Here is a 13,820-nt window from a genome sequence, read left to right as displayed (position 1 = left end):
GACCCGTACCCCCTACGACGAGGCCACCGCCTGGTCACACCACGCAACCCTCCCAACCGCAGCTTGACACCGCTACGGCATGGGATGTCTGACAGGAGCGACCACCACCGTGCCCACCCCCCTGTGCCTGCTGGGCGGCCCCGGCATCGAGGACCGCACCGGCCACGGCCACGACCAGGACCGCTTCGTCGAGATCGGGTCCCTCAGCAAGGTGTTCACCGGTACGGTCCTGGGGCGGCTGGCCCAGGACGGCACGGTCGGGCTCGACACGCCGCTGGAGGACTGCCTGGCCGAAGTGCCCGGCGGCACCGGCATCTCACTGCGCCACCTCGCCGAGCACACCTCCGGGCTGCCGCGGCTGCCCGATGTCCTCGCCGGCCCGCACGGCGACCCGTACGCGGCCTTCACGCCGCACGCCCTGGACGCCTGCCTCGGCGAGCTGGACCGGGTCGCCTCGGGCGAGCTGGGGGTGGCGGAGTACTCCAACCTCGGGTACGCCGTGCTCGGGCGCGCGCTCACCGCCGTCACCGGGCAGCCCTACCAACGGCTCCTGGACGACCACGTCCTGAGGCCGCTCGGGCTCGCGGCGGGCGCGGTGACGGCGGAGCCGCCGCAGGGTCAACGCCTCGTCCCACGCGGCCTGTTGGGCAGGCCGAAGCCCCTGTGGACGCTGACCGGGCCGATCGCGCCCGCCGGCGGGCTCTGGGCCACCTGCCGGACCCTGGCCCGCGCCACGGTCGGGCTCCTCGTCGAACACCGGCTCGGCGAACCCGCGCTGACCTGGCAGTACGGCTCCGGCGTCCGCTGGCACAACGGCGCGACGCGCGGCTCGTCCGTCCTGGCGGCCGCGCACGACGACGGGCGCTGGATCGTCCTGCACCGCCTGGGCGACGCGGCCGCCACCGACCGCCTCGCCCGGCAGACCCTCCTCGCGGCCCCCGAGCCGCGCGGCCGGTCCTGACCCGGGCCGCGCAGGGCCGCCCGGCAAGCCACGGAGAGACGTACGGAGAGACATGAGGATCGGCTGGATCGCCTGGCTGGCGGACAACTTCGGCGAACTCGGCTACAGCCACGGGCCGTTGCGCGCCGCGCTCGGCACCTGCGCCGTGCTCGGCACGTGCGCGCTGCTGTGGGCCGCGCTGCACCGCGACCGCCGCGCCGCCGCGGTCGCCACCGGCCTGGTGGGCGTACTGGGCCTCGGCTGGCTGGCCTTCCACTGAACGCGAGGACACCCGTGACCGATGCCGTCGTCGTGGGCTCGGGACCGAACGGTCTCGCCGCCGCGCTCACCCTGGCCCGCGCCGGGCTCCGCGTCGAAGTGTTCGAGGCGCACGAGCGGCTCGGCGGGGGACTGCGTACGGAGGCGCTGTTCGACTCCGACGTGGTGCACGACATCTGCGCGGCCGTCCACCCCATGGCGCCCGCGTCCCCGTTCATGCGCTCGCTCGAACTCGACTTCCACGGCGTGGAGTTGCTGCACTCACCGGCCGCGTACGCACACGCCTTCACGGACCGTCCCGCCGCACTGGCCTGGCGCGACCTCGACACCACGTGCGCCGGGCTCGGCGCCGACGGGCCCCGCTGGCGGCGGCTGATGCTGCCGCTGATGGAACACTCGGCGGACGTCGTGGAGTTCATGCTCTCCACCCAGCGCGCCCTGCCCCCACCCCGCGCCGTCGCCCTGCTGGCCGCCCGCCTCCCGGCCCAGGCCCTCCGCGCCGGCGGCGGCCTGCGCACGCAGGAGGCACGGGCACTCCTCACCGGCGTGGCCGCCCACGGCATCGGCCGCCTGCCCTCACCGGCGACGGCCGCGGTGGCGCTGCTCCTCGGCCACCTCGCGCACACCACCGGCTGGCCCGTGGCCCGCGGCGGCTCCGGGACCGTCGCCGCGGCCATGGCCCGGCAGATCGAGCGGCTCGGCGGCCGGATCCACACCGGCGCCAGGGTGGACGACCTGCGGGACCTGCCCGCCCGCCGGCTCACGCTGCTCGACGTCTCGCCCCGCGAACTCGCCCGCATCGCCGCGCTGCCCCCCGGCTACCTCCGCGCATTGTCCCGCTACCGGTACGGCCCCGGCGCCGCCAAGGCGGACTTCCTGGTCGAGGGCCCGATCCCGTGGGCGGACCCGCGCCTCGGCCGGGCCGCCACCGTCCACCTGGGCGGCGCCCACGGCACGGCGGCCCAGCTCGCCCGCGCCGAGACGCTGACGGCGCGCGGCGCACGGGTGGCGCACCCGTTCATGATCGTGGTCGACCCGGCCGCCGCCGACCCCGGGCGGGCCGTCCGGGGCCGACGGCCCGTCTGGGCGTACGCGCACGTGCCCAACGGCGACACCACGGACCCGCTCCCCATGATCCGTACGGCCCTGGAACGCCACGCGCCCGGCTTCACGGACACGGTGCTCGCCGAGCGCGGGGTGTCGGCGGCGCGGCTCGGGGCGTACAACGCGAACTACGTGGGCGGCGACATCGGCTCGGGCGCGATGACCCTGTGGCAGACGCTGGCCCGTCCCGTACCCCGCTGGAACCCCTACCGCACACCGCTGCCCGGCACCTGGCTGTGCTCGTCGGCCACCCCGCCCGGCCCTTCGGTGCACGGCATGTGCGGCTACCACGCGGCGAGGTCGGCACTGGCGAGCCTGCCGGAGCGCAGGAGGGACGGGCGCGCACCGGGGCGGTAGCCGGGCTGGCCACCGCCCCCGGCCCATTCCGTGGACAGCCGTCCTCCCCACCTGCCCGGGCGTGCTACCGTCCCGGCCATGCAGCACCTCACCAGCCTCGCCATGATGATGCGAATGATGCCCCCGGACCCGGAGGCGCTTCGCTAGCGAAGCGGTGTGCGCACAGGCGCAGCGGACCCTCCGGACACGGAGGGTCCTTTTTTGTTGCCCGGACCCGCCCGGACCCGCCCCGGATGCGCCCCGACCCCCGGGACCCACGCCGCCCCCTCCAGGCCCGGCCCACTCCACGCCCGTACCGGTCCCCGTCGCCGCCGACGGAAGCCCGATCACAGCCCGACCCCCGCCCGACCCCCGCTCGACCACCGCAGTCCGCCCCCGGCTCCACCCATGCTCAACGGAAAGCGAAGTCCCGTCATGGCCCACCTCCCCGTCGTCTCCCTCACCGACTGCGCCGACCCCAACGCACTCGCGCGGCAGTCAGCCCGCATCGCCACCCTCTTCGGCGCGACGCCCACCGTCCTGCCGCTGGACGGTCCCGACCCGGAGGGCGCCGCCGCCCTCACCCTGCTCGACCTGCTGCGCTCCACCTCCCTGATCGGCGGACCGGCGCAGCCCGTGGTGGTCCTCGTCAACATCGCCCCCAGGGACGGGCACTGGCCCAACGGCGTGCCCTTCTGCTACTTCCGCCACGGCGACCACCTCGTGGTCAGCACGGCCAACCCCCGCGTCCTCGCCCCCCTGGCGTCCTACCTGGGCGTGACGGAGGCCCACGTCACCGATGTGCGCGAGGTACTGGAGGCCGCCGCCGCCGGATGGGCCACGCTCGACGCCGACCAGATCGAAGAAGTCGCCCGGACCCAGTTCCGCAGCCTGTGGTACGCGCCCCTGCTGGCCCGCTGGCTGGCCGACGGCCACCCCGTCCCGGCCCGGGCCACGGAGGTGCGCCCGCCCGCCGCCGCCGAGGTGCGGGTCGCCGTCGTGGACAACTTCGGCAACTGCAAGCTCGACCGCCCCGCCGCCGAACTGCCGGGGTACACACCGGCCAAGAGCCTGCTGGTCCGCAACCGGGCCGAGGGCAAGGACGTCCGGGTGCGCTGTTACGACCGCCTCCCCGACGTGCCGCTCGGCGAGCCGGGCATCACGGTGGGAAGCTCCGGAGTCGGCTTCGCCGAACTGGTGGTCCGCGGCGGTTCCGCCGCCGAGTTGTTCGGCCTGCGCCAGGGTGATGAAGTACTGCATCTCACCAGCTGACATGTTATGAACGCGTTACCCCATTGCCCACGGGCACGATTGACTACGGTCTCCACCAGCCGGAATGCTTCCCCGTATGTCCGGAACTCCCCTGCTGGTACGCCGCCGTCACGTGGACCATGTGCGGTGCGCCGCCGACCTCTGTCGCTGAACGCCGCGTACCACTCCCCAACGACCACGTCGATCTCGTTTCCGGTCACCGGACTTTCTTCCTAAGGATTCACCGTGTTCCGTTCCCGAACGGTTCTCATAGCCTCCGCCGCCACCGCCGTCACACTGCTGGCCGGCGCCTGCGCGCCCCAGCCGCAGAGCACCCCCGAAGCGGGCGGCTCGAAGGCCGCCGACTGCTCGGTCGACAGCCCTGGCCTGCACAAGCGCGGCCAGCTCACCGTCGCGACCGACTCCCCGGCCTACGAGCCCTGGTTCGACAGCAACACCCCCTCCAACGGCAAGGGGTTCGAAAGCGCCGTGGCCTACGCGGTGGCCGGAAAGCTGGGATTCGCCAAGGAACAGGTGAAGTGGGTCGTCGAGCCCTTCGCCCATTCCTACGCGCCCGGCGCGAAGTCCTTCGACTTCGACATCAACCAGATTTCCGTCACCCCTCAGCGCGCCAAAGCCGTTGACTTCTCCTCGAGTTACTACACGGCCAACCAGGCCATCCTGACGGTGAAGAAGTCGAAGTTCGCGAACGCCACCTCCCTGGCCGAGTTCAAGAACGCGAAAATCGGCGTCCAGGTGGCGACGACCAGCTACCAGGCGGTGCTCGACCGGCTCAAGCCCGCGCAGCAGCCCAGCGTCTTCAACACGACCAAGGACGAGGTCAACGCACTGCAGAACGGCCAGATCGACGCGATCGTGACCGACCTCCCGACCGTGTTCTACCTGGCGGGCGCCGAGGTCAACAACGCCAAGATCACCGGGCAGTTCAGCTACGAGGGCGGCACCACGGAGGAGTTCGGACTGCTCCTGCCCAAGGGCAGCCGCTACACCAGCTGCGTGAACCAGGCGCTGGCCTCCCTCAAGGCCGACGGCACGCTCGCCCGCCTCACCACCAAGTGGCTCTCGGCCTCGGCCAACGTGCCCGAGCTGAAGCAGTAGGGGCACGACCGTGGACCTCAGCAAGACGGCCGAGCCGCTACCGGCGGACGCCGCGTACCGGCCCAGCGACCACGAGCGCGAACGCGAGCGGTTCCGCCGCTCCCGCAAGCGCCGCCAGACCTGGATCGCCTCGCTCTGCACCCTCGTCGCCCTGGTGGCCCTGGCCGGCGGGGCCGTGGCCTCGCCGGGCTGGGACCGGGTGCGCAGCCTCTTCCTCGACGGCGTCGAGTTCCGGGACGCGTTCCCGGAGCTGCTGCGCGGCTTCTGGCTCAACATCCAGATGTTCCTCATCGCCGAGGTGCTCATCCTCGTCCTCGGCCTGCTGATCGCCCTGGTCAGGGTGACCCGCGCCCCGGGCCTGCAGCCGCTGCGCCTCGCCGCCACCGTCTACGTGGACGTCTTCCGCGGGGTCCCGACCCTGCTCCTCGTCTTCCTCGTCGGCTTCGGACTGCCCGCGCTGCAACTGCAGGGCACCCCCTCGCAGCCCTGGGTGCTCGGCGTGATCGCGCTGGTCCTCTCCTACACCGCGTACGTCGCGGAGGTGCTGCGGGCCGGGCTGAACTCCGTACACCCCGCGCAGCGCAACGCCGCCCGGGCGCTGGGGCTGAACGAGCGGCAGACCCTGCGGCACGTGGTGCTGCCGCAGGCCGTGCGCAACGTACTGCCGCCGCTGCTCAACGACTTCATCGCCCTGCAGAAGGACACGGCGCTGGTCGCCGTCCTCGGACCGCTGGAAGTGCTGCGCGCCGCGCAGATCAAGGCGGACTACGACTTCAACTACACCCCGTACCTGGGAGCGGCGCTCTTGTTCATCGCGGTCACCATCCCGCTGACCCGCTTCGCCGACCGGCTCCAGCGCCGCGCGGCGCGCCGCACCTGGGCGGAGGCGGGACGATGAGCGAGCCGCTGCTGCGCATCCGCGGCGTCCGCAAGCAGTACGGGACGCGGCTCGTCCTGCGCTCGATCGACCTGGACGTGGCCGAGCACCAGGTGGTCTGCCTGATCGGCGGCTCGGGGTCGGGCAAGTCGACCCTGCTGCGCTGCGTCGACCTCCTGGACGTCGTCGACGACGGGACCGTCCACCTCGGTGACACCGAACTCACCGACCCCCGCCTCGACCCCGACGTCGCCCGCCGGCGGATCGGCATCGTCTTCCAGGCGTACAACCTGTTCCCGCACCTGAGCGTGCTGGACAACATCACGCTCGCGCCCCGCCGCGTCCACGGCGTCCCGCGCAAGCGGGCCGAGGAGCGGGCCCGCGAGCTCCTGGCCCGCCTCGGCCTCGCGGACAAGGCCGACGAGCACCCCGACCGGCTCTCCGGCGGGCAGCAGCAGCGCGCTGCCATCGCCCGCGCCCTGGCCACCGAACCGGAGCTGCTGCTCTTCGACGAGATCACCTCGGCCCTCGACCCCGAACTGGTCGGCGAGGTCCTGGACGTGGTCGCCGACCTCAAGCAGCGCGGCCTGACGATCCTGATGGCCACCCACGAGATGGACTTCGCGCGCCGCGTGGCGGACCGGGTCTGCTTCCTGGAGGACGGCGTCATCGTGGAGCAGGGCACCGCCGAGCAGGTCCTCACCGCACCCCGCGAGAAGGCGACCCGGCGCTTCCTCGCCCGGGCACTGGAGGGCAGGCCAGCGGGGACGTAGGCGCTTGACAGGTTCGCCGGCGGCGATCGGCCGGTCGAGGCGGGGCGATGGAGGGCGGGTCGGTACGACGGGACGACGGGCTCGCACGGCAGGGCAAGCGCGTTACCGTGGACACGAAGATGATCTTGACGCATGACCGGTCGGAGCGTCGTCGTGCCGACCCCGCACGCTTCCGGGCCGTGGCGCACGCCGCCGAGCGTGATGAGCTGATGCTCGCGCGCGAGCGGCAGTCGGCGAAGAAGAAGGCGCGATCTGAGCCCCAGAGCGTGGACCTCCGGCACCCCGCTGCCGGAGACCGGCTGAGCGGACAGGCCCTACGGCACGACGGGTCGTACGAGTGCCTCGGCGGCCGGGATGCCGGTGCGCCGCGCGTACGTCATGCGCTCGCGCACCTCGTGCAGCGTCCGGGGCCGGAACCCCGGTCCGCCGCAGCAGCTCTTGTGGAAGCGGACACCGGCGTTGAGCAGGAGTCCGAGGGCCCGCCACGCCTCGGCGTCCCGTCGAGGGGGCGGGGCGAAGGCCGACCCGACGTGGATCATCGGTCCCGCACAACGCGGACAGACCCGCTGCCTCGTGGCGTCGTAGGACTGCTTGTACGAGGCCCGGCACGGAAGGCAGACGTAGGAGGTCCTCGCGGTGGGCATGGGCCCAGCCTAGGGTCCGGGCCCACGGACCGGCCAGCGAGTATGCGCCCCGAGAGGCGGTCGCCCGAAGGCCCCCAGCACCTTGCGGTGCGTGCGTCCTCCGGTGCGTGCGTCCTCGGGATTCCGTGTCGCCCGGCCCCACCAGCACCCCGCCGCGCGACCGTGGCGGCGATATCCGATCGCGTGACCCGCTTCCCATCGGCGATCATTACCTGATGCACAACGCCGCGGACCCGTTCCTCGCCGCACTCGAACCGCTGCCCTTCGCCGCGCGCCTCCGCCACACCGCCCTCACCGCACACCGTCTCGCCGCCGAGAACGCCCTCGCGCCGCTCCTCGCCGACCTCGACGCGCGGGGAACGTACGAACGCCGTCTGGCGGCCCTGGCCGCACTCGTCGGGCGCGACGGTGTTCATCTCGGTGCCCGCATCGCCGACCCGGACCCCGTGGTCTCCGGGTATGCCCTGCGCGGTGTACGCGAACTGGGCCTGCCGGACGCCGACGTCGAGGCGGCGTACGAGGACGCGCCTTCGGCACTGCGGCGGCGGCTCGCGCGCGTACTGGCCGACGGCGCGTGCACCGTACTCGCTGAGCGACTCGTGGGGCGGTTGCGCCGGGAGTGGGGCGACGCGGAGGCGGCCAGGCTGCTGCCCGCCTGCTCCGGTGACTTCGTCGCCCGCGAGCTGCCGGGTCTGGCCCATGCGGTGGAGGACTGGCCGCGAATCGGCAGGCGCCATCCGGAGGCGGTCGTCGCGCACGCCGCGGTGGCGCTCGCCGAGGCGCCCGACGACGGAGCCCGCACGTCGTGGTGGGCCCGCAACGCCACCCTGATCGCCGGCATCGCGCACCGGCTCCCGGAAGCCGTCATGGAGCTGCTGGACCGGTTCGGCCCGCCGCGCCTTCCGGCCGGACTGTACGGCGGACTCGGCGCGCTGGTGAAGGCGGACGCCGAACGCCTGGTGCGCTGGCTCTGCGCACCCGAGCGCGAGCAGGGACGCCATGCGCAGATCCTGCCGCCGGGCGTGCTGCGGGCCCTCGTGCGTGCCGAACCGCCGTCCCTCCCCGACCTGGGCGTCACATGGGCCAACTGGGACGTACAGCTGGCCCCGCTGGTCGAGGCCATGCCCCCGGCCCGTCGGGTCGCGTACCTCACGGAGGTCGTCGCCAGGGGCACCTCTCGCGACCCGTTCGCCGCCGTGTACGAGTCGCTGCCGCGCGAGAGCCGGTGGGACTGGGTGCGAAGGGCCGTGGCGGAGGAGTCAGACGACGCGCTGGACTGGTATCACGACCTCAGCGTGCTCGCCCACGGGTCCTTCGCCGAGGCGCGCGGGAGGCTGTACGAGGGGATCGCGCGATCCGACGCGGACGACCGGGGCTACGCCTGGCGCCAGCTGGTCGCGTGCGTGGCACGCGACGGCAGTCCGGAGGCGGGCGATGAACTCCTGGGTCTGGTAGGGCGGTTGCGCAACGACCGGGACACCGTTCGTGCCCAGGCCCTGGGCGCGATGGCGGACTCCCGTCCGGGGCTGTTCCGCGCCGGTGGGGGCGGAGCGGCAGACGCCCCCGTCGCCGAAGTCCTCGACGCTCTGGCCGCCGGTGTCCTGGACGCGCGGGACTGTTCGGCCGCCACCCGCCTCGCTCTGCGCAGGCTCGCCGAACGCGTCCTGATCGACCACGCCGGGGCCGAAGCGCCGGCCGGGACCAGGACCGACAGCACGGCCGCGCCGCTCGCCCAGTGGGCCCTGCGCACGCTCGGCCGGATCACCGGACGGGTCGGCGTCCCGGACTTCGGCCCCCTGCACCGCGTGCTGCCGCAGGGCCAGGAGTACCAGGTCCTGCGGGCCCTGAAGCCGTGGCTCGACGCGGCGGCCGCGCGCAGCGACTTCCGGCTGCTGCTGGGCCTCACCCGCGCGCTGGGCGCCCGGGCTGACCGGATGTCCGAGCTCCAGGACATGCTGGTCACCGCCCTGGATCGGGGCGACGACGCCGCCTTCGAAGAGGCTGCCGAGCTGTGGCTGGCGGCGCCCGCCACCCGGGACGCGCGCGTGGCCCGCATCCTGGAGCGCGAGCCGTCCGCCGCCGTCCTCGCGCCGGTACGGGACGTGCTCGCCCGTCGCCGTACCGACCTGCTGGACGTCCTGCTCGCCGCGTCGCCCCCGTACGGCCGCTTCCTCGTCGAAGGCGCCCGGCGCCCGCTGCCCGACTTCGCCCACAGCGCACGCTGGCTGCCCCGCCAGCAGCGGGCCGCCGCGCGGCTGGCCGCCGAGGCGGCCGCCGACACGGGGCTGCCGCTGGACGAGCGGGCCGCCGTGATCCGCGAGGCCGCGGCCGTGCCGGATTACGGTCACGCGCTGGCGCTCGCCTTCAAGGACGACGGGTCCACCGTCGTCGCGGAGGCCGCCCTCGCCGCGCTCTCCCGGACGGATCGCCCCCAGGAGGCCGTCCCGGTCCTCCTGGCCGAAGCGGGCGGCGACCGCGCACGCGTCGCGGTGTACGCGGCCTCGCGGGCGGCCTCGTCCACCGCACCGTCCCGACTCGGGACGGCGCTCGGCGCGTTGCTCACCGACACCACGCCGGTCAAGGTCACCTCCCGCAAGGAGGCGGTGCGCCTGGCCGCCCGGTACCTCCCGCGCGGCCGGGCCGCCGCCCTGCTGAACGGTGCCTTCCACGCGCCCGACGCCCACCCCGACGTACGACTCGCCGTGATCGAGGCGGCCCTGCCGCTGCTCGAAGAGCCCGCGATCCTGCGCCTGTTCGAGGAAGCCGCCCGCGGCACCGACCGTCCCACGCTGCGAGCGGTCCTGTGCACCGACCCGGCGCGGATGGCAGCGGCCCAGCGCACGCGCTTCGCGCGCGTGGTCGCCGACGGGTATCCGCGCTGGGCCTCCCGAGACGACGGTGTCTTCGTCTACGCGGCCTACCACGGTTTGCGGGCCTGGTTCCCGTACGGTCCCGAACTGGTCTCCCGCATGGCCGACGTCGTCTGCGTCCCGGAGGCCCACGACCACTGGAGCAACGCGGCCAGTGCCATCCGTGACCTGGGCGTCTCCGGACTGCCCCATCCCCTCGGGGGCACCCTGCCCGGCAGTGCCTACCACTCGACGCTGACCCGTCTGCTGGCCGCGAGCCACGACTACGACCCGCTGCACGAGACGGGAACCGACCAGGACCTGCCGGCGCTGCAACGCCTGCGCACCCTGGTCGAAGTGACCTGGTCCGGTCGCGGTAGCGGCGCGCTGGTCGAGACGGCGACCGAGGCCGTGGCCCGGCTCCTGGCCGACGAGCCGCTCCTGGCCACCGAACGGGCCGGGCTGCTCCACTCGCTCCTGGTCCGCAACACCGTCGGAACCCGGTTCGCCCACTGCCTGGGAGACTTCGCCGACGCGCTGGAGGCGGCGGGCGTGGTCGTCGCGGCCCGTCTGACCAGAGACATGCCACGCCAATGGGAGCCGTGGCACGTGCTGTTCGGGACGGGCGATGTGCGCGACGCGGTCGAGCGGCAGATCGACGACGGCACACTCGTGCGCGGCCTGCTCGCGACGGGAGTGGTCGCCGCCGCGGGAGGCTTCCTGGAGTGGCCCGAGGAGTGGCGCGCGCTGCTGCGCCGCCTGCGCGGGCACGGGTGCCCGGAGGTGCGGGCGGAAGCCAGGACGGTGCTGACCGCGACGGGGTGAGGGGACCGACGGAACCCGATGGCGGCGAACCGGGTGATAGCGCTTTCCGGTCTCGTGTCCGGCGTCGTCGAGTGCCCGCGTCCCCGCGACGTACGTACCCGTGGCCCCAACCACCCGTCACGCCAGTCCACTTGACGCCCTCCCGCATCGGCGGCCCGGCGCGTCGTCCGGCCGATGCCGTCGTGGGGTCGCCGCACGGGTCGGGGAAACGTACAGGAGCGCGAAAGGGACAACGACCTGAAGTCTGCTGGCAACGGCCCCGAGGAGACGACACAGTTACTGGCGTCTACTGACGTCCGAATGCGGCTGTTGCCCGAATCAGCACGACCACACCGCCGTGTGACACCACGGCCGACGCCGCGTGTCACCGGCATGCTCGGAATCCGCGCGGCTCCTGGTCCCCTCGTGGCGACGACCGCAGCTGATGCAGCCAGCGGAGGGCAGGAAAATGCAGCTCACGACACGTTGGATCCTGGCGTTCGACTCGTCCTGCGGGACGTGCACGGCGGTGTCGTCCGCCGTCGCCGAGGCCAGTGGCGGCACGTTGGAGGTGTTGCCACTGACCGACGCGGACGTACGGCGGTGGCGCGAGGAGGCCATGGGCGCCGACCCCGCGTGGGCGCCGACCCTGCTGCGGGTGACCGACGGCTCGGCACGTGCCTGGACGGGGCCCCGCATGGCGCCCCCGCTGGTGCGGCGGCTCGGGCCGCGCGCGACCGGTCGCGTACTCGTCGCCCTGGGCACGCTGCGCCACGCGGCCCGCACCGGGCAGCCGTTGACCGCCGCCGAGGGGGCCGCGGAGCGGGACCGCCCGGGCGTGAGCCGCAAGCGCTTCCTGCTGCTCGCGGGCGGTGTCAGCACCGCGGTCGGCATGACGCTCGCGGGGCAGTCGCCCGCCTTCGCCCGTTCGGCGCAGACCGAGGCCCGGTCCTGGGTCGCCGCGCACCGCGCCGGTCTGCCGCGTACCTACACGGACATCGCACCCCTGCCCTCGGCCCTCCGCCAGGCCGTGCTGGTCGAGCTGTCCCCGGCCGAGCGCAGCCGGGTGTGGGTCGACCACCTGGAGCACTTCCAGGCCGCGCAGCCGACGCTGACCGCGCGCCAACAGCGCGTCGTCCACGAGGCGTTGGCCCTGGCGCACTCCGAGGCCACCTTCGCCGGGGGCGAGCCGCGGCCGGGGTCGCAACTCCAGCGCCGCATCTCCGGCGTGGAAGCGGCGGCCAAGGAGGCGTTCGGCCTCGCGGACAGCGCCGCGCTCCTGGTGACCCTCGGCCCCGCCGACAGCGCGCCGTCGTCGCGCGGCAGGACGGCGGCCGGCCCGCAGGCGACGTGCAACTGCAGCACCACCTCGCAGTGGTGCACGGTGTGGGAGGGCCCGCGCTGCCAGTGCTGCTTCTGCACCACGACCTCGGGGTGCGGCTTCCTGGGCCTCTACCAGTGCAACGGGACCTGTACGAACTGACGGACGCGGTGGGCGACAGCGGGCCGCGTCAACTCCCCCTTGACCGAAGCCTACTTTGCAACGCAGAGTGTATTTACTTTGTGATGCAAAGTCCGGGACGGCCCAGCACCGCGCCCGGATCCCACGACCATCGGGAGCCAGGGGGAACCATGGGAGAACCGAAGCTCAGCGGTACGACTCCGACCACTCCGCGAGAAGCGGCGGGCCTGCTCGCCGCCACCGCGGACCTGCGCACCGGGGCCCGGCGGCACATGGACGGTGCGCGGGTGGCCCTGTTCGGTTGCGGGCTGCTCGCGCTCGCCGCCGTACCGATCGGCCGCTACGCCTACAACTTCGGTGCCCACGGCCGGTACCTGGGCTCGTACCCGGCCTTCGCCTACTCCGAGCTGATCGGGCTGTGCGTCGAGCACACGCCCGGACAGCCTTGCCTGGAGGGCGAGTTCGACGGTGCGGTCCTGCGGTGCCTGGCGTGGGGCAGCTGGTTCCTCGTGCTCCCGCTGGCATGGTTCCTGTTCGCCCGCTGGTACCGCAGGCGCGGTGAGGAGCGCGGCATCGTTCCCCGCCGACGTGCCTGGACCGTCGTCACCGCGGTCCTCTCGGGCATGTTCGGTTTCGTCGTGCTGTGGATCGCCTTCGGTGCCGACCTCGGATTCACCAGTTCGCCTTCCCTGGTCGACAGGATCCTGGACTACGCCAGCTCGCCCTGGTACCTCATGGGCGCCGGACTGCTCGTGCTCGGTGTCGTCGAGCGCAGCCGTACCGCCGTCCTGACCGGACTGGTCCACACCCTGCTGCTGACCGCTTACCTCGCCGCCGACTGGGGGACCGGCCTGGTTCCCTGGACCCGCCCGGAGCACCCCGAGTGGCTCGACGGGCCCCAGGCCAAGGCCCTGCTGCTCGCCCTGGTCCTGCTGGCCGGCGCCGCGGTGGCGTGGGCGGCCCCGGTGCGCGGCGGCGGCCGTGCCGCTCGGGGTGCGGATAGGCTCGACCCATGAGCGGTGCCGAGGAACGGACCAGTACGTCGGACGCCCCGGCCGAGCCCCATCCGGTCCAGGCCCTGGACGACACCGTCCACCAGCGCGTCCGCCTCGGGATCCTGACCATCGCCCGTGAGGCGGACCGCGTCGACTTCGGCTTCCTGAAGAAGGAGCTCGCCGTCACCGACGGCAACCTCTCCCGCCACTTGAAAGTCCTCGAGGAGTCCGGGCTGATCGCCATCGAGAAGGGCTACGCGGGGAAGCGGCCGCGTACCTGGGTCTCCCTCACCCGCGAGGGCGCGCACGCGCTGGAGGAAGAACTCCGGGCGTTGCGCGCCCTGGTGCGGCGCTTGGAGGCGCCGCGCCCTCCGCTCACTCCCTGAA

The 13,820-nt window shown here is 73.5% G+C and carries 12 protein-coding genes; 11 read left to right on the top strand and 1 reads right to left on the bottom strand.

Features of this window, described 5'->3' with window-relative positions:
* Positions 1–109 precede the first annotated feature (109 nt).
* The 7 genes from ABT160_RS29820 (at position 110) to ABT160_RS29790 (ending at position 6,679) form a co-directional block, all read left to right on the top strand.
* Positions 110–961 carry a serine hydrolase domain-containing protein gene (locus ABT160_RS29820; RefSeq protein WP_351651006.1) on the top strand — a complete coding sequence of 284 codons (852 nt, stop codon included), beginning with the start codon at positions 110–112 and terminating at the stop codon, positions 959–961.
* Between the two features lie 52 nt (positions 962–1,013).
* Positions 1,014–1,220 (top strand): hypothetical protein, encoded by a 207-nt coding sequence (locus ABT160_RS29815; RefSeq protein ID WP_351651005.1) that lies wholly within the window; start codon positions 1,014–1,016, stop codon positions 1,218–1,220.
* Between the two features lie 14 nt (positions 1,221–1,234).
* Complete coding sequence (locus ABT160_RS29810; RefSeq protein WP_351651004.1) at positions 1,235–2,680, top strand: phytoene desaturase family protein; 1,446 nt, start codon at positions 1,235–1,237, stop codon at positions 2,678–2,680.
* A gap of 414 nt (positions 2,681–3,094) precedes the next feature.
* Entirely contained in the window at positions 3,095–3,931 is an 837-nt protein-coding gene (locus tag ABT160_RS29805; RefSeq protein WP_351651003.1) for an SAM hydroxide adenosyltransferase, read from the top strand.
* Between the two features lie 225 nt (positions 3,932–4,156).
* Positions 4,157–5,029: an ABC transporter substrate-binding protein gene (locus ABT160_RS29800; protein ID WP_351651002.1), complete on the top strand. Its 873-nt coding sequence runs from the start codon at positions 4,157–4,159 to the stop codon at positions 5,027–5,029.
* 10 nt (positions 5,030–5,039) lie between these two features.
* The gene (locus tag ABT160_RS29795) at positions 5,040–5,927 is read left to right on the top strand and encodes an amino acid ABC transporter permease (protein WP_351651001.1); all 888 of its coding nucleotides are present in this window, start codon (positions 5,040–5,042) and stop codon (positions 5,925–5,927) included.
* Positions 5,924–6,679, top strand: coding sequence for an amino acid ABC transporter ATP-binding protein (locus ABT160_RS29790; protein ID WP_351651000.1), 756 nt, complete (start codon positions 5,924–5,926; stop codon positions 6,677–6,679). The genes ABT160_RS29795 and ABT160_RS29790 overlap by 4 nt, the downstream gene beginning before the upstream one ends.
* Before the next feature lie 314 nt (positions 6,680–6,993).
* On the opposite strand, the gene ABT160_RS29785 is transcribed toward ABT160_RS29790, so the two are convergent.
* On the bottom strand, positions 6,994–7,323 hold the full coding sequence (locus ABT160_RS29785) for a deoxyxylulose-5-phosphate synthase (RefSeq protein ID WP_351650999.1): 330 nt from the start codon (positions 7,321–7,323) through the stop codon (positions 6,994–6,996).
* A gap of 215 nt (positions 7,324–7,538) precedes the next feature.
* On the opposite strand from ABT160_RS29785, the gene ABT160_RS29780 reads away from it, so the two are divergent.
* From ABT160_RS29780 to ABT160_RS29765, 4 genes are all read left to right on the top strand, one after another.
* Positions 7,539–10,997 (top strand): hypothetical protein, encoded by a 3,459-nt coding sequence (locus ABT160_RS29780; RefSeq protein WP_351650998.1) that lies wholly within the window; start codon positions 7,539–7,541, stop codon positions 10,995–10,997.
* Positions 10,998–11,445: 448 nt separating this feature from the next.
* Positions 11,446–12,459, top strand: coding sequence for a bacteriocin fulvocin C-related protein (locus ABT160_RS29775; protein ID WP_351650997.1), 1,014 nt, complete (start codon positions 11,446–11,448; stop codon positions 12,457–12,459).
* A 149-nt stretch (positions 12,460–12,608) separates the two neighbouring features.
* A complete protein-coding gene (locus ABT160_RS29770) occupies positions 12,609–13,454 on the top strand; it encodes a hypothetical protein (RefSeq protein WP_351650996.1) in 846 nt (281 codons plus the stop codon).
* Complete coding sequence (locus tag ABT160_RS29765; RefSeq protein ID WP_351650995.1) at positions 13,451–13,819, top strand: winged helix-turn-helix domain-containing protein; 369 nt, start codon at positions 13,451–13,453, stop codon at positions 13,817–13,819. The genes ABT160_RS29770 and ABT160_RS29765 overlap by 4 nt, the downstream gene beginning before the upstream one ends.
* Position 13,820 lies beyond the last annotated feature (1 nt).

Origin of the sequence: Streptomyces sp. NPDC001941 (genome assembly GCF_040296945.1) — a bacterium.
Classification (GTDB): Bacteria; Actinomycetota; Actinomycetes; order Streptomycetales; family Streptomycetaceae; genus Streptomyces.
Note: the sequence above shows the minus strand (reverse complement) of the source record. Positions and strands in the feature narration are given on the sequence as shown.